Source organism: Sulfurimonas marina (genome assembly GCF_014905095.1).
GTDB classification, from domain to species: domain Bacteria; phylum Campylobacterota; class Campylobacteria; order Campylobacterales; family Sulfurimonadaceae; genus Sulfurimonas; species Sulfurimonas marina.
On record NZ_CP041165.1, the window covers coordinates 1,729,688 to 1,747,623 of the forward strand.

13 protein-coding genes and 1 tRNA gene are annotated in these 17,936 nt (G+C 38.0%); 4 read left to right on the forward strand and 10 right to left on the reverse strand.

Annotation, left to right across the window (positions count from 1 at the left end):
• Positions 1-15: 15 nt before the first annotated feature.
• Positions 16-891 (reverse strand): AraC family transcriptional regulator, encoded by an 876-nt coding sequence (locus FJR03_RS08875; RefSeq protein WP_193113153.1) that lies wholly within the window; start codon positions 889-891, stop codon positions 16-18.
• A gap of 114 nt (positions 892-1,005) precedes the next feature.
• On the opposite strand from FJR03_RS08875, the gene FJR03_RS08880 reads away from it, so the two are divergent.
• A complete protein-coding gene (locus tag FJR03_RS08880; protein ID WP_193113154.1) occupies positions 1,006-2,205 on the forward strand; it encodes an OmpP1/FadL family transporter in 1,200 nt (399 codons plus the stop codon).
• Positions 2,206-2,228: 23 nt separating this feature from the next.
• Positions 2,229-2,966 carry a DUF4395 domain-containing protein gene (locus FJR03_RS08885; protein ID WP_193113155.1) on the forward strand — a complete coding sequence of 246 codons (738 nt, stop codon included), beginning with the start codon at positions 2,229-2,231 and terminating at the stop codon, positions 2,964-2,966.
• Positions 2,967-2,989: 23 nt separating this feature from the next.
• Here the strand turns inward: FJR03_RS08885 and FJR03_RS08890 are convergent, their stop codons facing one another.
• Genes FJR03_RS08890 through FJR03_RS08915 form a run of 6 tightly spaced genes read right to left on the reverse strand, consistent with a single transcriptional unit; the run spans position 2,990 to position 11,771 of the window.
• A complete protein-coding gene (locus tag FJR03_RS08890; RefSeq protein ID WP_193113156.1) occupies positions 2,990-3,943 on the reverse strand; it encodes a lipid A deacylase LpxR family protein in 954 nt (317 codons plus the stop codon).
• Between the two features lie 38 nt (positions 3,944-3,981).
• A complete protein-coding gene (locus FJR03_RS08895; protein ID WP_193113157.1) occupies positions 3,982-5,106 on the reverse strand; it encodes an ABC transporter permease in 1,125 nt (374 codons plus the stop codon).
• The gene (rbbA, locus tag FJR03_RS08900; protein WP_193113158.1) at positions 5,106-7,826 is read right to left on the reverse strand and encodes a ribosome-associated ATPase/putative transporter RbbA; all 2,721 of its coding nucleotides are present in this window, start codon (positions 7,824-7,826) and stop codon (positions 5,106-5,108) included. Before rbbA ends, FJR03_RS08895 begins: the two co-directional genes overlap by 1 nt.
• A complete protein-coding gene (locus tag FJR03_RS08905) occupies positions 7,823-8,821 on the reverse strand; it encodes an HlyD family secretion protein (RefSeq protein ID WP_193113159.1) in 999 nt (332 codons plus the stop codon). The genes rbbA and FJR03_RS08905 overlap by 4 nt, the downstream gene beginning before the upstream one ends.
• A complete protein-coding gene (locus FJR03_RS08910) occupies positions 8,818-11,169 on the reverse strand; it encodes a TolC family protein (RefSeq protein ID WP_193113160.1) in 2,352 nt (783 codons plus the stop codon). The genes FJR03_RS08905 and FJR03_RS08910 overlap by 4 nt, the downstream gene beginning before the upstream one ends.
• An 11-nt stretch (positions 11,170-11,180) precedes the next feature.
• Positions 11,181-11,771 carry a TetR/AcrR family transcriptional regulator gene (locus FJR03_RS08915; RefSeq protein WP_193113161.1) on the reverse strand — a complete coding sequence of 197 codons (591 nt, stop codon included), beginning with the start codon at positions 11,769-11,771 and terminating at the stop codon, positions 11,181-11,183.
• Between the two features lie 174 nt (positions 11,772-11,945).
• On the opposite strand from FJR03_RS08915, the gene FJR03_RS08920 reads away from it, so the two are divergent.
• Positions 11,946-13,310, forward strand: coding sequence for a methyltransferase domain-containing protein (locus tag FJR03_RS08920; protein WP_193113162.1), 1,365 nt, complete (start codon positions 11,946-11,948; stop codon positions 13,308-13,310).
• 42 nt (positions 13,311-13,352) lie between these two features.
• On the opposite strand, the gene FJR03_RS08925 is transcribed toward FJR03_RS08920, so the two are convergent.
• A tRNA-Val gene (locus tag FJR03_RS08925) sits at positions 13,353-13,427 on the reverse strand.
• A 208-nt stretch (positions 13,428-13,635) separates the two neighbouring features.
• On the opposite strand from FJR03_RS08925, the gene pckA reads away from it, so the two are divergent.
• Positions 13,636-15,219, forward strand: coding sequence for a phosphoenolpyruvate carboxykinase (ATP) (gene pckA / locus FJR03_RS08930; RefSeq protein ID WP_193113163.1), 1,584 nt, complete (start codon positions 13,636-13,638; stop codon positions 15,217-15,219).
• Positions 15,220-15,239: 20 nt separating this feature from the next.
• Here the strand turns inward: pckA and FJR03_RS08935 are convergent, their stop codons facing one another.
• Both FJR03_RS08935 and uvrB read right to left on the reverse strand, forming a co-directional pair.
• Positions 15,240-15,797: a DedA family protein gene (locus FJR03_RS08935; RefSeq protein ID WP_193113164.1), complete on the reverse strand. Its 558-nt coding sequence runs from the start codon at positions 15,795-15,797 to the stop codon at positions 15,240-15,242.
• 135 nt (positions 15,798-15,932) lie between these two features.
• Positions 15,933-17,915 (reverse strand): excinuclease ABC subunit UvrB, encoded by a 1,983-nt coding sequence (gene uvrB / locus FJR03_RS08940; RefSeq protein WP_193113165.1) that lies wholly within the window; start codon positions 17,913-17,915, stop codon positions 15,933-15,935.
• Between the last annotated feature and the right edge of the window lie 21 nt (positions 17,916-17,936).

Sequence of the window (17,936 nt, forward strand, 5' to 3'; positions counted from 1 at the left end):
TTAATATAGCCGTGTTTATAAAACAATTTTCTTCAGCTCAGATGGCGGAAATCCAAATTGACTTTTAAACTCACGGCTAAACTGAGCAGGACTTTCATACCCTACTTTATATGCCGCATCGACAACTTTCATCTTTTCAAATAAAATGTACTGTCTTGCTTTATTTAGTTTGACTTTTTTTATATATTGAATCGGAGAGTCATTAAAAATCTCTTTGAACTTTCTATGAAAATTGGCTTTACTCATCCCTGTTTTTCGTGCTAATTCATCAATGCTAATGGTTTCTTCAAGACGATCTTGTATATCATCTACAATGTTTGATATTCTGGAAAACTGAGTATTTTTACTACATAACTCCACTAAATGTTGTCCCGCCTCACTTTGAATAATTCTGTAGTAAATTTCATCTAAAATATGCTCACCCAATACTCTTGTATCTTGAGGATCAAGCAAGCTTTTCATCAAGCTGTTAAAAGCTAAGTCAAGCTCACTATTCATATCACCAGTAACTACATTTTGAGGCATCTTCTTAGTTTTACTCTTTGGGATTTCATCAAGCAAAGCGGTAATTCTTTGTAGTCTTTGCATATCAAGATCTATATAGAGCCCTTTAATTACCCTGTCAAATACAAAGGTTTCACATTCAAAAGGTTGTACCGCAGCAATGATAACGTAGTGTTCACTTCCAAGTGTTACTTGCTGGTTATCTATATAGCCTCTCTTTTGCCCGCTTGCTATTAAAATGATTCCTCTTTTATAAAGTAACGGTTTACCCTGTTCGTGATGATTAATCTGAAATAATTTAACCTCATCCAAAAAAGTGCGTTTAAACCCCTGTTTATTTTCAAATCGATACTTTTCAAGTAACTCCTGAATCAGTGTTTCCTTCATAAAAAATCCTCAAATTGATACAAATAGGCAAATAATATAGAGAATTACCCATTCATTTTCTTTAAATTATACACTATTATTCAAAAAATAATTTTAATTTCATAAGGAGAATAGATGAATAAAGCAATAAAACAATCAATAGTGGCAACAATAATTTTAGGAACGACTGCTCTATACGCAACAAACGGTGACAACCTCATCGGTCTTGGTGCAAAATCACGAGGAATGGGTGGTATAGGTATCGGTATGAGTCATGGAGCAGAGTCTGGACTGGCAAATCCGGCAATGATCACTTCTATAAAATCAACTGAAATCTCTTTTGGGGGAACAGTTTTTATGCCTGATGTTTCTTATAATGCGGGAGCAGGATATCAACAAAGCGATGCAGATCTAAATGTAATTCCTGAAGTATCTATAGCATCTAAAATTGATGAAAACCTTTATATCGGAATAGGTATTTGGGGGACTGCCGGAATGGGTACTGACTATCGTAACGATACAACAGGAACTACAATGCAGATGGTAACAAACTTACAGTTAATGCAGTTTGGTATCCCCGTAGCATACAAATATAACGGTCTGAGTCTGGGTGTGACAGGAATTATGCAATACGGTGCACTCGATATCAACTATCAAAATAGCGGCTCAAACGTAGGTGCAGGTTTCGCTCAAGATATCGCTTTTGGTTACTCTGTAGGTGCAGCTTACGATTTTGCTAACTTAGGTGTATCAGGTCTTACTCTTGGTGCGGTATATAAATCGGCAATTGAGATGGACTATAACGATCAACTGACAAATGCAACTGCTCCTTTTGACTCATTTGGAGTTACGGGAATCCCGCAACAACTTGAACAGCCTGCTGAATATGGCGCAGGTATATCTTATAACTTTAATGCCCATACTGTTGCATTTGATTACAAACGTATCCTTTGGAGCGATGCTAAAGGGTATGAAAACTTTGGTTGGGAAGATCAGAATGTTTATGTTCTTGGGTATCAATATGCATCTACAGACTGGCAGGTACGTTTAGGGTATAACTATGCAAAAAATCCTATTGATGAACTAGACTGGATGGTAAACGGTGGGGCTGCATTAAATATGTTCAACCTTTTAGGATTCCCTGCAACTATTGAACAACATTACACTGTAGGTGGTACTTATGCTTTCAATGAGAAATTTTCATTCGATGCCGCATTTGTTTATGCACCTGAAGTTGAAGAAAACTTCACATCTGCAGATACAAACGGTCCATTTGAAATAGGCTCAAAACACAGCCAATCAAGTATAACTCTTCAGGCCAATTTCACATTTTAAATCTCATCTAAAAAGGAGATGTTATGAATTTAAAAAGTTTTTTATGGGAATACGGGGAGAAAGTCCCCGGATACGATATAAGAGTAGTAAACGAAAGAGAAGCAAGAGCCTCGGCAGGGATACTTTTCCTGCTTGGGATGATCGTTATCTTTGTCGGAATCGGATTCAATCATATAATAGTGGCAAAAGTGTATTTAGCATTTATGTGGTTTGATTTCTTAGCAAGGGTTATCAATCCAAACTACTCCCCTTCTCTGCTCTTGGGAAGAGTTGTTGTCCAAAACCAAAAACCTGAGTATGTAGGTGCTATGCAAAAACGTTTTGCATGGACACTCGGTTGGTTTATGGCTTTTCCAATGGCCTACTGGTTTGTTCTAAACTGGGATATCAGTTTTTACAAAGTTTTAATTTGTGTACTTTGTCTTGCCTTAACATTTATGGAAAGTGCTTTTTCTATATGTGTCGGTTGTATGATCTACAAAGCCGTTATAAAAGAAGATCCAAAATATTGTCCCGGCGGTGTTTGTGAAATGCGTATAAAAGAGCCTATTCAAACTTTCAATACAACGCAGCAATTGATGACAATAGTAACTTTAGCAGGACTTACTATAGGGATATATCTGTTTTTAGCCAATACGGAATCTAAAACATTCTTCGGTGAATTTCTCCATGAAGCGGTTTTAACAGAGACACAACTGCAAAAAGAGAAAGATGAAGCATATCAAAAAGAGATGGAGTTAGAATTTGGGGATGATTTCTAGTCAAAACATCCCTTTTTTCTTACTCAAAACTGCCAGGATAAATTTATTCTGGCAAAACTTGTCGATGTAGGATTGGCAACAGTCGATCTAGACGGGAAAAAATCTAACGATGCCGTAAAATTTTTAAGATAAACACTTACTCCTGCATTTAATACCGGCAATATATTGGGTCTGTCAAAACTGTATCCGAGTCGCTTACTCTCTTCATAAAGATAAAGATAGCCTACGAAATTCAAATGAACTCCCCCATGAACATCCCATCCCAAAGAACTGTTTTTATGCTCAAGTTCAACCATATCGCTTTTTGAACTGCTTAACAATCCGCTTGAACTTTTAAAATTCAAGGGCATATTCTCTCCATATCGGACTGAACTGCCCACTCCCGCTCCACAATAAAAACTCCCGACATCGGCATAATAGCTATTGAACCATTCAAAACGTTTTGAATCTCCAAAGTTTCCTGTATATTGTTTGATCCCATGCACGTATTCCAGCTGCATAATAATTCTCGTTCCGATTTGATTGTCCCACCCTTTTGGATCGATCGAACCTGTTATCTTGTGAACAGTTTTTTGTAATTGCTCGGCTCCTGAATTTGGTCCTGCTACGCCTATTGTAAAACGGTATTCATCAAAATCATCACTATCCCATGATAAAAGTGAAAAAGCACCGCTTAATGTCCCCATATAAGGTACATCATCATATATGGCATCTGTTCTTTCTAGATCATTTGGAGTGATCATCATCCCTTGTACACTAATACTTCCTGCACGTTTACGCTCAGAAAAAGAGACACCGACAAGCTCTACAATGCTGCTTAAAGATTGTATGTAGCTTTGAGTAAAGCTATCGTTTAACTCACCGCTATAGCCCTCACTTATCCAACCAATCTGTACACCGCTTGTATAATGATCGTCTGAATTAAAAGGTAAATCGTTATCATGCAAAATATATAAACTATCGCCATATAACGGCAAGAAAATCATCAAACTAAAAAATAAAAACTTTTGTATCACTATTCGCTCGCTAAACTTTTACGAAAAATTGCCAAAGAGATAAGGAAAAATAGCATACCGATAGCAACAATAGCTAAAAGCTCAGGCCATACAACATCAATACCTGCTCCTCGGTATAAAACAGCTTGAGCCATACTTACAAAATGACTTGTAGGCATTAAAAGCATCACATCCTGAATCCCTTCAGGCATACTGTCAAAAGGGGTAACACTTCCTGAGAGTACTTGCAGCGGTAAGATTGTTAAGATAACAATAAGTCCAAGTTGCGGCATTGTTCTAGCAACAGTCCCCATAAAGATCCCCATTGAGGTAGTAGCAAAAAGCATTAACAATGCACCAAATAAGAACAGCCACTCCGAACCTATAATAGGAACTGCCAATATCCCCTTAATGAGTAGAAATAAAGAAAGTGCTGATGACATAACAACTACCAGCCCCATAGACCATACTTTAGAGAGCATTATCTCTGTAGCACTAAGCGGCATAACCAATAGGTGTTCGAGTGTTCCATGTTCCCGTTCACGGATTAGTGCCGCACCTGAGAGTATGATTGAGAGCATTGAGATCTGCTCAATTAGTTTCATTACACTTCCAAACCACAGACTATCGAGTGTAGGATTGAACTTTATTCTCGTTACCAAGTTGATCGGCAATGATGCACTTGTTTTATAACCGTTTAAAAAGATATTGAGTTCATCATTGATCATCTGTTGGATATACCCGGCTCCGATTCCCGCCTGAGACATCCGTGTCGCATCAATATTAACTTGCACAGTCGGGTGTTTCCCCTGTAAAAGCTCTTTTTCAAAAGATGGCGGGATAGTTATAACAAAAGTATAAATCCCCTCATCCATATTTTTATCGATCTCGTCCGCATCGATAACAGCTGGAGGGAGAAACTCAGGTTCATGAAAAGCTTTCATTAGACGGGCTGAAAGAGGTGAACGATCTTCATCTACAAAGGCAATAGGCACTTTGTTTAACTCTGAACTTGCAGAGGTTGCACCTATGTAAATACCTAGAGAAAATGAATATATGATCAAAAACAACATAACTTTATCCTGCCAAAGACTTTGAAGCTCTTTGAGACCTAAATACCATATGTTTAATAGCCTTTTTTTCATTACTGTTCCTGTTTTTTCAGTGCCATTGCACTAAGCAGCGTAATTACGATCACGGCTGCAGTTAATCCCATCAAGTCATGGGTTAAATCTTTGAACTCCAAGGCCTTACTAAAAACACCCCGACTGATATTAATAAAAAATGTTGCCGGGAATATCTCCCCGATAAAAGCCCCTACCCCTTCTAAGGAACTCACGGGGTCTTTTAATCCTGAAAAACTGATTGTCGGTAAAAGTGTAAGTATGGCTGTCCCGGCAATCGCTGCAATCTGTGTTCTGGCAAAAGCAGATATTAACAGTCCCATCCCCGTTGTAGTGGTAACAAAAAGCAGTGCTCCAACAATAAGAGTTGTCAAGCTCCCTTTTAGCGGCACTCCAAAAAGAAATATTGCAAAAAGAATCAGTCCTAAAAAACCTATCATACTGATCACGATATATGGAAGCTGCTTCCCGAGTAAAAACTCAAAGCGGGTCACAGGAGTTGCATAGAAGTTGGTAATGGAGCCGAGCTCTTTTTCACGTACAATACTCAGTGCCATTAAAATAGAAGGTATAAAAACCAGTAACATCGGAATAACGGCCGGAACCATTGCATAGATACTTTTAAAGTCTTGGTTATAACGGTAACGCATTTCGATATTTGCAGCAGACAAGCTTGGAGTATATCCTAGAGTTTGACGAGCTAATGAAAGTATATAGTTATAATGCATCCCGCTTATATACCCTTTAATAGTCTCTGCCCTAAAAGGCATAGCTCCATCGATCCATACACCGATCTCAACATCTCGTCCCTGTTTCAAATTACGCCCAAAACCGGGCGGTATCTCAAGGGCAACGGCAATCTTTCCACTTCGCATACGCTGTTCAAGTTCATCTTGGGAATAGATAGGGGATTGTTCGAGAAAATATCTGGATCCTGAAAGGTTTTGAATATAGTCACGGCTTTGAGGTGTGCGATCTTGATCGAGCACTGCAAAACGCAGATCCTCTACATCCATTGTGATCCCATATCCCAAAGTGAGCATAAGTAAAATTGTACCTAATGAAGCGAACATAAGGCGTATCGGATCACGCAAAAGTTCTAGTGTTTCACGATAGCTGTAACCAAAAAGACGCAGCGGGCTAAAAAAACGGTTCGGTTGTTTTGACTGTTCAAACTCTACCACTTCAGCTTCACTCTCTTTTTCTCCCTTAACTCCGCTTGCTTCTTCCAAATACTCGATAAATGCTTCTTCAAGTGTTTCTTTATTTCGTTGTTTTGTTAGTGCTTCAGGTGTATCACTTGCAAGTACACGCCCCTCATGCATCAGTGATATTCTGTCACAGCGCTCACCCTCATTCATAAAGTGAGTTGAGACAAATATAGTTACACCGTCATTACGAGAGAGGTCTATCAGCAGCTCCCAGAAACGATCCCTAGATATCGGGTCAACTCCGGAAGTCGGTTCGTCAAGTATAAGCATTTTAGGATGGTGTACAACCGCTACAGCTAAAGAGAGGCGCTGACGGATTCCTAAAGGAAGATCAGCCGTTAAAGAGTCTTTGTAATGCTCTAAATCAAAACGCTCTATCATCTCATCAATACGCTTTTTAATCTTCTCTTTTGGAATGTGAAACAATCTTGCATGGAGCATAAGGTTCTGAACTACTGTTAGCTCACTATAAAGAGAAAAAGATTGCGTCATATAGCCTACTTGATTTCTCGTAGCCATATCCTGAGCATCTGTCGGTTGTTCAAATAGCCATGATTCTCCGCTAGAAGGGGTTAATAACCCCGTTAACATCTTCATAGTTGTTGTTTTCCCACAACCGTTTGAACCTAAAAATCCAAAAATTTCACCACGTTCAATAGAGAAACTTACATCATCAACAGCAGTAAAGTCGCCAAAACGCATAGTCAAACCTTTGGCAACGATAGCTTTAGTTTCATCTTCTTGAACTCTGCGTGGAGGAATTTGTAAAAGTTCATGCCCTTGTCGTTTTGCTTCAGGAAGTAAAGCGATAAATGCTTCATCAAGATTGGTAGTTTTCGTTTGTAAGAGAAGTTCTTTAGGTGTTCCCGTAGAGAGAATTTTACCCTCATCCATCGCAACAAGCCAGTCAAAGCGCTCAGCCTCTTCCATATAAGCCGTTGCAATAATGACACTCATCCCTTCACGTCTTTTTCGAATTCTCTCAACAAGCTCCCAAAACTGACGTCTGGAGAGCGGGTCTACACCCGTTGTCGGCTCATCAAGTATTAAAAGTTCTGGATCGTGAATCAGGGCACAACAAAGTCCCAGTTTTTGTTTCATCCCTCCAGATAATTTTCCTGCCGGACGATCTCTAAAGGGAGTCAGCCCCGTACTGGCTAATAGTTCTGTAATTCTTGCTTTTCTCTCAGCCTTGCTTTGACCAAACAGACGGCCGAAAAAATCGATGTTCTCTTCAACTGAGAGTGACATATAAAGGTTTTTGCCTAAACCTTGAGGCATAAATGCAATGCGTGGCCCTATAGCATTTCTGTCATTTTGCAAATCAATATTATGATCAAGTACTTCGATAGAACCTTTTTGCAGTTTACGAACCCCTGAGAGCAATGCAAGTACACTTGATTTACCCACACCGTCAGGGCCTATAAAACCAACCATACATCCTGAGGGTATATCTAAACTTACATTATCTACCGCTATCGTATTACCATAGTGATGAGAAAGGTTTTCTATATGGACAACCGGTTTCATGGAGCAGTTTTATTATTCTCTGTAACTTCAAGATATAGTGGCCACGGCGTTGAACTCTCTAAACGCACATAAGCAACACCCGGAAGACCGCTTTTGGCACTTTTAAAACCATCTTTTATAATTTTTGGATCAACCTTTACTTTTATGCGGAACATAAGTTTTGCACGCTCCTTATCAGTTTCAATCTCCTTTGGAGTAAACTGTGCCTCAGGAGAAACAAAAGATACAAAAGCGGGTATCGGCTTGTTTGGCAATGCATCGATCATAATACGTGCTTCACTCCCTATTGCCACACGTCCTGCATCAGCAGTAGGTAGAAATATTGTCATAAATGTATCAGTTACATCTAAAAGAGTATATAGTTTTGTACCGCTGCCGACAATCTCACCCGGTTCAACTAGTTTATATAACACCCTAGCGTTGATCGGAGCATATAAACTACACTCTTCAATATTGACTTTTATAGTCTCTACTTGCGCCTTTGCCGCTTCTATTGAAGCCTCGGCACTGACAACCTGAGCTTTTGCAGCTGCTAGAGCTGCTTTTGCACTTTTGAGTCTTGTTTCATCTTGTTGCAGCTGTACTAAAGAAATATTTTTATTTACATAGAGTGATTTTGAACGTTCTAAATTCTTTTGTGCAAGAGACAATTCGCTTTTGCGTTGAGCTACTATTGCTTTTGAATACTCTTTTTGCTGAATAGCCTGCTGCACCATCGCTTCTGTTTGTTTTAACCTTGCCTCTAACTCTTTGGTATCAAGTTTAGCCATTAACTGACCTTTTGAAACTATCTCACCCTCTTGCACCAATACATCTTTTACCCGTCCCGGATACTTCGTAGCTATATCAACTTCCGTCATCTCAAGGCGCCCGTTTCCTGATGCAAAGGCATCACTCAGCTGATTTGAATTTAAGTTTTCCATCATGTAATATATGATGAAAGCGCCAACAACTAAAACTCCGAAGAGAACCTTTTTTAAAACAGTTTTATTCATTCTTTTGCCTTTGATGTTTTGTGTGATTGGTTATGTGAATTTTCTAAAGTTGAGAAAAACTCTTTTGTAAACGATTTACGCTCAGATTCATCCATAAAAAAGTCAAACCTTCCCATATCTCTTTGCAAGTTCATCAGATCTGTTAGAAACTTATAGATGGCACTTGCAGATCTTTGATCAGCCAAAAGGGTTTCATTTTGGGCTACAAGCAGATCGGTCATAGAACGAGTCCCTTTTGCATAGTTGTTTTGCACAAGCTCAAAACTTTTTTTGGCCGCTTTTGCTGCTTGTTGTGTCAGTTCGATAGAGGGATAACTAGAGCGGATAGTATGGAGATCGTAACGGATCTGTTGCTCTATTGAGTTTTCCTCTTGCTCTTTTGAGAGTTGCAATTGCTGCAATTTAAGCTGAGAATGTGATGAACGGGCACCTCTAGCACTCCCCTCGTATAAAGGGAGTGAAAGGACAACACTTGCACTCCAATTGGTTTGATCTTCCAAACTAAAACCTGATGCAGGGTTACGTTGTTCATCAAAAACTCTCGATACCTCTCCCACAAACTCAACATCTGGTGAGAAGTACGTTCTACGATCCGATGTCAGCTTACGCTTTTGAGCAGCTATGTACCCGTTGTACATCTGCAACTCCGATGCATTTTTTAACCCCTCTTGAACAATATAATCATTTATACGCTTTAGTTCATTTTCATTTGAGATCAAAGAGAGGAGTTCTTTATTGCTGATAAGTAACGCCGGATCTTCTAATGTAGCAGGCGTAGTTTTTATTCTCTGTGTTATAGGACGGTTTAAAATCAAATTAAGTGCATCTTTCGCCTGTTCTACACCCGCTTTTTCCTGAAGTACACGCTGTTTTGAAGTAGCGATTCTACTCTCCCAATGATAAAGATCGGAAAGATCAGAGGTTCCTGCATCTACACGAGCTTGTGCCATCTCTAGATTGGACTTGGTCAGTTTTAGATTCTCTTTTTCTACTTTCAATTGTGTCTGTGCAATGAGTATATTTAAAAACATTGTTGTAGCTTGTTCCACAACATCCATCTCTAATGTACGCTGCTGTGCTACAGTGGCAGCTTTTACTTTTTTTTGTATCTCTAAAGCAGCCAAAGCTTTTTCTGAAAAAAGAACCTGATGAACTTTAATAGCACCCATTGAACTTTTCTCGGCATAAAAACCGTTTTTTACATATACATTATCACTGTTTTGCTGTGTATATGAGAGACTACCTCTAATTTGAGGGAGTAAGACGGAGCGAACCTCTTTGATGTTTTCATCTTCCTGTTTTATTCCAAGTTCTCCTGCAATAATATAAAGATTGTTTTTTATTGCCAGTTTGGCAACATCGCTTAAACTCAGTGCCTTCCCTTCTATCACTTCGCCATCCCCTATCACTTTTGCTTTATTAAGAAGTTCAAAAGAGGGATAGACACCAATTTTATTTGTAGTATTTAAATTGATCAGAAGTTGGTGTTTGTCTTCAAATTTTGTAGGCAATTGTTGCGCTTCTTCACCTCGCAATACGGCTTGAATATTTAGTGCTAACTGTCTAATCCTTCTAGATGTATTTTCAGTCGATACCGATGACATCATAACCCCGTCATAAACATTTAGGTCATCTCCTAAAGAGTAACTTGGAAGACGTTTCTGCACTAAAGTGTCTATTAGCTTTTGTTTCGATCCACTACTTAAAGATGGAAGCGGTGTAAGCATAACGGCCTGAGTATCAGCAGGTATTTGTTCAAGCAGGTTTTTAGAACCGCTTACAACAACATGGAAATTAATCCCTCTGTTTAAAGTAGATCTTTTCAAACTCTCCATTGCATTAGGAAGTGAAGATGAGAGTTTTTCATCTACGATAAGGGTCATATTTTTAAAACTTACAACATTTAAAAAGTCATTAAGTGCAACATCAAAAGGGGTTCCAAAAGCAAGATAGTTCATATTTGCTTTAGTAGTTTGAGATTGTTGTTCGAAATGTAATAGATAAGGTGCAAAAGTTGGTTTTTTAAGTTTTGTTTTTTTAAAAGCAGTATTTGCAGAGACCAGACCTATCGTAATGATCATATCAACCTTTGGATCGTTTTGTAATCTCTCTAATGCCGCATGAGCTTGAGAAGTCGACCAGTCAATAACTAAAGGGTTTAAAAAATGAATTTTAAATTCACTTTGTGTCATCACTTTGAGTTCTGTTGAGAGTTCATCTTTGATATTTTGATACTGAGAAGTTTGTGCATCCATTACAATAGCAACATCTACTTCTGCAGATTGTGGTGCACCCCATAAGCTGATAGTTGCGAAAACTGTTAATAAAAGTAGTTTCATCTTATCCATAACTCTCCCTTTCATCTGTTCTCAACCAGTAATAAAAAACTCTCCACCAGCTCATCGCTTTTTTGGAGCAAATCATCATTTACAATAACCCAGTATTTCACCATTGCAGTACTAATACTATCATACAACAGGGTCATTTCCAATGAAGTTTTAGAAGTTTTTACTTTTTCTCTTAAAGGCTCCATTATATTTTCGCTAATAAATTTATATACATGCATCATAACATCATCTTCATCGGTAATGTTGTAAGTATTTATGTAAAACAGCGGATGATTTACACCTAGATGAAGTACATTTTTATGAGACATAAATGCTTGAAATTTTATGTTTGTCAGTATTTGAAGTTTTTCATACGGATCGTTTACATCTTTTATTTCATTCTCCAGTATCTCAAGATAGTAATCAATTTGATTCAATATATAGTTGTTGTAAAGGTTCTCTTTTGAACCGAAAATTGTGTAGATAGAGCCAACTGACACACCGACATTTGAGGCCAGCTCTGCTACTTTCATATTTTCATAACCCTCATTTTGGAAGAGTTTTGATGCCTCTTCAAGTATTAAGTCTCTTTTGAGCTCTTGAACTTTCTTTTTTAAACTCATACTATTTTCCTTTGGAACATTCCACTCATTGTAGTGCAGCAATTCATAAAATGAACTTAATTCATTCTAAATACAATATTAAAAATATTTAGAGTTTTCGAAGACAAATATCTGGTTTATACTATAATTGCGATCTTATTTAAATTTTTAGCATCATATATGGAGTACCCTTAAATGGCAGATACAACACAAATAATTACCCTCTATACAGAACTGGCAAATAATCCACAAAAAGATTTTGGATGGGATAAAGGCCTTGAAAATGCCAAGGCTCATCGTTATAAACAAGAATGGATTGAGAAACTTCCTTCTGAAGTATGGGAGTATTGTGCCGCAGTGGGTAATCCTTTTTCTCTGGGTGAGATTCAAGAAGGAGAGAGTGTTGTTGATCTTGGATGCGGTGCAGGTGTTGATTTACTCGTAAGTGCATTAAAAGTTGGAGATAAAGGTCAGGCAATCGGCATAGACATAACTCCTAAGATGGTTGAAAAAGCGAAATATCACGCTGAACTTGCCGGACTTACAAATGTAATTGTAAAAGAATCTAGCTTTGATGATACCGGTCTTGAAGAAAACAGCATAGATGTTGTGATCTCAAATGGAGCGATTAATTTAACGGCTTGTAAAGAGAGTGTCTTTGCTGAGATTCACAGAATACTAAAACCTAATGGAAGGTTGATGTTTGCAGATATGATCGATATCACAAAAAGCTCAAGTGAGTGTTGTTCCGAACAAGCAACTGCCTGCTGCTCTTCAGAACAAGAGGATTGGGCGAACTGTGTCGCCGGAACATTACGTAAAGATGAACTTATAAACATAATGAAGCAAGCCGGTTTTGAAAATATTGAGTTTAAGGGCTTAACACATTACACAACAGCAGAGACTACACAAGGTGCCCTCTTCAGAGCCATCAAAAAACCTCTAGATGAAGTACGAAAAGATTACTGGAATAATTTTTTTAATACAAGAGATTATACACAGGTACTATGGCACCAAACACACCCAAGCAGATCGCTTGAACAGATTCAACAATATGCATCTAAAGATGATCCTATTATAGATGTTGGCTGTGGAGCTTCTTTACTTGTTGATAACTTGATCGCAGAGGCATATAAGAACATCTCTTTACTTGATGCGGCTGCAGAACCATTGGAGACTGTCAAAAAAAGACTTGGTGAGAATGCAGAGATCCCTACTTTTAACTGTTCAGATATTCTCAACTTTAAACCGAAACAAAAGTTTAAAGTATGGCACGATAGAGCTATGTTTCACTTTTTACTAAACCCTTCAGACAGAAAAAAATATTTTGAAGCTTTAAAAGAAAGTTTACTGCCTGACGGTATTGCAATCATAAATACTTTTGCAATAAACGGAGAAACAGAGTGTGCCGGTTTAAAAACAGCACAATATAGCAGCGATATTATCAAAAATGAACTGCCAAAAGGTTTGAGTTTGGTTAAAAGTGAAGAGTTCATCCATATTACACCAAAAAATACAGAACAAAAATATTGTGCATTCTTTATAAAGTCAGATATTTAAAATAAAATATATAATTATTTTAGGATAAGGATAAGATATAAATGGTGGTCACGATTGGACTTGAACCAACGACCACTTCCATGTCAAGGAAGCACTCTACCACTGAGTTACGCGACCACTTAAAAAAGAGAATAGAATTTTATCCAAAAAATCTTAAATTAATTTGGATAGTTAAAAAAAGTTTTATAGCGGGGCGAATTTTGTAAAATATTGGAATATTCTCAACATTTTACTTTTAATTTAGGTATAGAAGTTGTATAATTTCACCTCTTAGATGATACTAAGATACAGGTATCAATTTTTTAAAATACCCCGAAGGTAAAAAATGGACATTAAAGAATTAGAAGATTTAGGACTAAAAAGTATTGGTCAAGTCTTTCACAACTTAAGCTATGACGAGCTTCATAAACATGAGCTGGCCAATCATGAAGTGGAAGCAACCAACCAAGGTGCGACCGCAGTCGACACAGGTATTTTCACTGGACGTAGCCCAATGGATAAATACTTTGTCGAACGCGATCCATCAAACAAATATATCGCGTGGGGCGATGTAAATAAACCCGTATCTCAAGATATTTTTGAAGAGCTTTATGAAGTTGCTTGTGAACAACTTTCAAATAAAGACTTATATGTTACAGATGTTTTCTGTGGCTCATCTCCAGCTTCTAAGCGTTCTGTACGTTTCGTATCAGAAATCGCATGGCAATCTCACTTTGTAAAAAACATGTTTATCCGCCCAACTTCTGCTGAACTTGAAGTTTTCAAATCTGACTTTACAGTACTTAACGCTTGTAAAACAGTAAATGACAAATGGAAAGAACACGGACTTAACTCAGAAGTTTTCGTTATGTTCGATGTTGAAAGAAACATAGCAATTATTGGTGGTACATACTACGGTGGAGAGATGAAAAAAGGTATCTTCTCTATGATGAACTACTGGTTACCATTAGAGGGTAAACTTTCTATGCACTGTTCTGCGAATGTTGGAAAAGATGGTGACACTGCACTATTCTTCGGACTTTCAGGAACAGGAAAAACTACACTTTCAACAGATCCAAACCGCGCACTTATCGGTGATGACGAGCATGGTTGGGACAATCACGGGGTATTTAACTTCGAAGGTGGATGTTATGCGAAAGTTATCAACCTTGATCCAAAAAGTGAACCTGAAATCTACAGCGCGATCAAAAAAGACGCTCTTTTAGAAAACGTTGTAACAAATGATGATGGTGAAGTTGATTATGATGACGGTTCAAAAACTGAAAATACTCGTGTATCTTACCCTATTGAACACATTCCAAATCACAAACAAGATCTTATGGCAGGTCACCCGAAAAACATCATCTTCTTAACTGCAGATGCATTTGGTGTACTTCCTCCGGTATCTAAACTTACTCGTGAACAAGCAATGTACTACTTCTTAAGTGGTTATACTGCAAAAGTTGCAGGAACTGAGCGTGGTATTACTGAGCCGGTAGCAACATTCTCTGCATGTTTCGGAGAAGCTTTCTTACCACTTCACCCAACAGTTTATGCAAAACTTTTAGGTGAAAAAATCGATAAACACGGTGTAAATGTTTACCTTGTTAACACTGGATGGACTGGTGGAAAATACGGTACTGGTAAACGTATGAGCATCAAAGATACTCGTGAATGTATCAACTCTATCTTAGACGGTTCAATCAACAACTGTGAATTTGAAACTACTGAGGTGTTTGGTTTAAATATTCCTAAAACTTTAGGTGAAATCAAACCGAGCGTATTAAATCCGAAAAATGCTTGGAAAGATACGGAAGAGTTCAATAAAACAAGAAATACTCTTGCAAATATGTTCGTAGAAAACTTCCACAAATATCAGACTGAAGACAGCGAATTCGACTACTCTGCAGCTGGACCGAAAATAAAATAAAACACTTCTAATAACAAAGACTACTTTTTAGTAGCCTTTGTTAAATAGATCCAAATTAACCCCCCGATCGTAAAAACAATCACCGGTGCCAACCATTTATTTTCAGATATATAGAGTGCAAATGCTTTAAGCGGTGCTCCAAAAAAGTAACTTGCAAGTCCAAATACAAGTGCCCATATAGCTGCCGCAAAAAAGTTAAGAAATGCAAACTTTTTAAAGTCATACTTTGTTAATGCAATTGCGATCGGAATAATCGTTTTAAGTCCATAGATATATTTTTGAATAAATATAACCCAGTCCCCGTGTTTCTTCATCATCATATGAGAAAGTGCCAGCTTTCGTCTATGTTTTCTAAGCCCCTCCATCATCATATGTTTTTGATTTCTAGTCAGCCAAAAAAGAAGTACATCCCCAAGCATATTACCCATAAAAGCAACTGCCATTGAAGTAGCTAAGTCCATTTTTCCCATGTAACTAAGAACTCCTGCAGCGATCAGTCCTACAAAACCACCGCCAAGTGAGTATAAAAATAGTGCTATATATCCGTATGTAGCTAAAGAGCTAAATGTTTCTTCCATTTGTAAATATTCCTATTATTAATTTTTTAATCTGTTTTCTATTATTCTAGTTCAGTATAGAGTTGTTTTCTAAGAGGCTCAGACCATAGGGAGGATTTGTCCTCTTATAAAATAACTCTATGCCGCTATAAAGACTTACAGCTGTTTTATTTTTGCGATCTCATCACGAAGACGTGCAGCTTCTTCAAAGTTTAACTCTTTTGCAGCCTGTTTCATTTTCAATGACAACTCTTTTACCACTGCTTTTTTCTCGCTAGCAGGCATTTTATCCATTTTTTTATGTTTTTGATACAATCCGCCGCCATCTTCAATCTTCAAGTTTTCATCGAGTGTTCTTTTTGTTGTTTTTGGAGTGATGCCATGCTCTTTGTTAAACTGCTCCTGTATCTCACGTCTGTATGCTGTTGTATCCATTGCGCGCTGCATTGAGCCCGTGACCTTGTTGGCATAAAGGATAACTCTTCCGTTTTCATTTCTTGCTGCACGCCCGATCGTTTGAATTAATGCTGTTTCGCTTCGTAAAAAGCCCTCTTTATCTGCATCTAATATAGCTACTAAACTCACTTCAGGCAGGTCTAAACCTTCACGAAGCAAGTTGATACCTATTAGTACATCAAACTCTCCAAGACGCAATGATCGGATGATCTGGTTACGCTCGATCGTATCTATATCCGAGTGCATATACTGTACCTTTATTCCAAGGTCTGCAAGATATTTTGTAAGTGCTTCAGCCATCTTTTTCGTAAGAACCGTAACAAGTATACGCTCATCTTTTTCGATGATTTTTTTGATCTCATCGTGAATATCTTCCACCTGGTTATCTGATGGTTTTACCTCAACGATAGGATCTAAGAGTCCAGTCGGACGAATAATCTGTTCCGCTTTTACAGCAGATCGCTCTAGTTCATACTCATTCGGTGTCGCTGAAACAAAAAGATAGTGCGGCGCTTTGTGAATATACTCGTCAAGTTTCAGAGGACGGTTATCTAGTGCTGAAGGAAGTCTAAAACCATACTCTACTAGCACCTCTTTTCTAGCCCTGTCCCCTGCATACATCCCTCTGTACTGAGGAAGTGAAACGTGTGATTCATCCACGATCACAAGATAATCTTTGTGATTTACCTCAAAATAATCTAGCAATGTAAAAGGTGCTTCACCCGGTTTTTTATTTGTTAAAAGTCTTGAATAGTTCTCGATCCCTTTACACATACCCGTAGTCTCAAGCATCTCAAGATCAAACTCAACACGTTGTTTTAAACGCTGGTATTCAACAAGTTTTCCCTCTTTTTGAAAATATTCAAGCCTCTCATCAAGCTCCTCTTCAATTCTTTTAATAGCTAGCGCCATTTTGTCTTGAGAAACACTGAACTGGCTTGTTGCATAGATCGTAAAACTTTTATGCTCTTCGAGTTTTTTGTTATCAATCACGTCAAACGTATAGATAGCTTCGATCTCATCTCCAAAAAACTCAATGCGGATCGCTTCTTGTTCAAAGTACGGAGGATACACGTCAATAGACTCACCGTTTACACGAATATGCCCGCTGTCAAAGTATGAGTCGTTACGAGAGTAACCCATCTCTACCAAACGAAGCAACAGTTGTTTTTGATTGATCTCATCCCCTACTTCGATCGCTTGTACCATAGTCATATACTCTTCGGGATCTCCCAAACCATAGTTTGCAGAAACTGAAGCAATTACAATAACATCATCATATGAAAGAAGATTTGCCGTAGAACTTAAACGAAGACGCTCAAGCTCATCATTGATCGCACTATCTTTTTCAATAAAAAGATCTTGACGGGGGATATACGCTTCAGGTTGATAATAATCGTAGTAAGATACAAAATACTCAACATGATTGTTTGGAAAAAACTGACGAAATTCAGAATAAAGCTGTGCCGCCAAAGTTTTATTATGGGTCATAATGATCGTCGGGCGTTTTACTTTTTCGATGATTCTAGCCATTGTATGGGTTTTTCCACTTCCCGTTACACCTACTAGTGTTTGGTACTGGTTCCCTGCTAAAATCGAATTAGCTAACTTCTCGATCGCCTGAGGCTGATCTCCGGCTGGTTGATATGGTGATGCTACTGTAAAATTAGGTTCTTTTTTCATAGGTGGAATTATAACTAATTG

Coding starts and splice junctions, on each gene's coding strand:
- FJR03_RS08875 (WP_193113153.1), bottom strand. CDS start 891: ATGAAGGAAACACTGATTCAGGAGTTACTTGAAAAGTATCGATTTGAA.
- FJR03_RS08920 (WP_193113162.1), top strand. CDS start 11,946: ATGGCAGATACAACACAAATAATTACCCTCTATACAGAACTGGCAAAT.
- FJR03_RS08915 (WP_193113161.1), bottom strand. CDS start 11,771: ATGAGTTTAAAAAAGAAAGTTCAAGAGCTCAAAAGAGACTTAATACTT.
- rbbA (WP_193113158.1), bottom strand. CDS start 7,826: ATGAAACCGGTTGTCCATATAGAAAACCTTTCTCATCACTATGGTAAT.
- pckA (WP_193113163.1), top strand. CDS start 13,636: ATGGACATTAAAGAATTAGAAGATTTAGGACTAAAAAGTATTGGTCAA.
- FJR03_RS08905 (WP_193113159.1), bottom strand. CDS start 8,821: ATGAATAAAACTGTTTTAAAAAAGGTTCTCTTCGGAGTTTTAGTTGTT.
- uvrB (WP_193113165.1), bottom strand. CDS start 17,915: ATGAAAAAAGAACCTAATTTTACAGTAGCATCACCATATCAACCAGCC.
- FJR03_RS08880 (WP_193113154.1), top strand. CDS start 1,006: ATGAATAAAGCAATAAAACAATCAATAGTGGCAACAATAATTTTAGGA.
- FJR03_RS08895 (WP_193113157.1), bottom strand. CDS start 5,106: ATGAAAAAAAGGCTATTAAACATATGGTATTTAGGTCTCAAAGAGCTT.
- FJR03_RS08935 (WP_193113164.1), bottom strand. CDS start 15,797: ATGGAAGAAACATTTAGCTCTTTAGCTACATACGGATATATAGCACTA.
- FJR03_RS08910 (WP_193113160.1), bottom strand. CDS start 11,169: ATGGATAAGATGAAACTACTTTTATTAACAGTTTTCGCAACTATCAGC.
- FJR03_RS08885 (WP_193113155.1), top strand. CDS start 2,229: ATGAATTTAAAAAGTTTTTTATGGGAATACGGGGAGAAAGTCCCCGGA.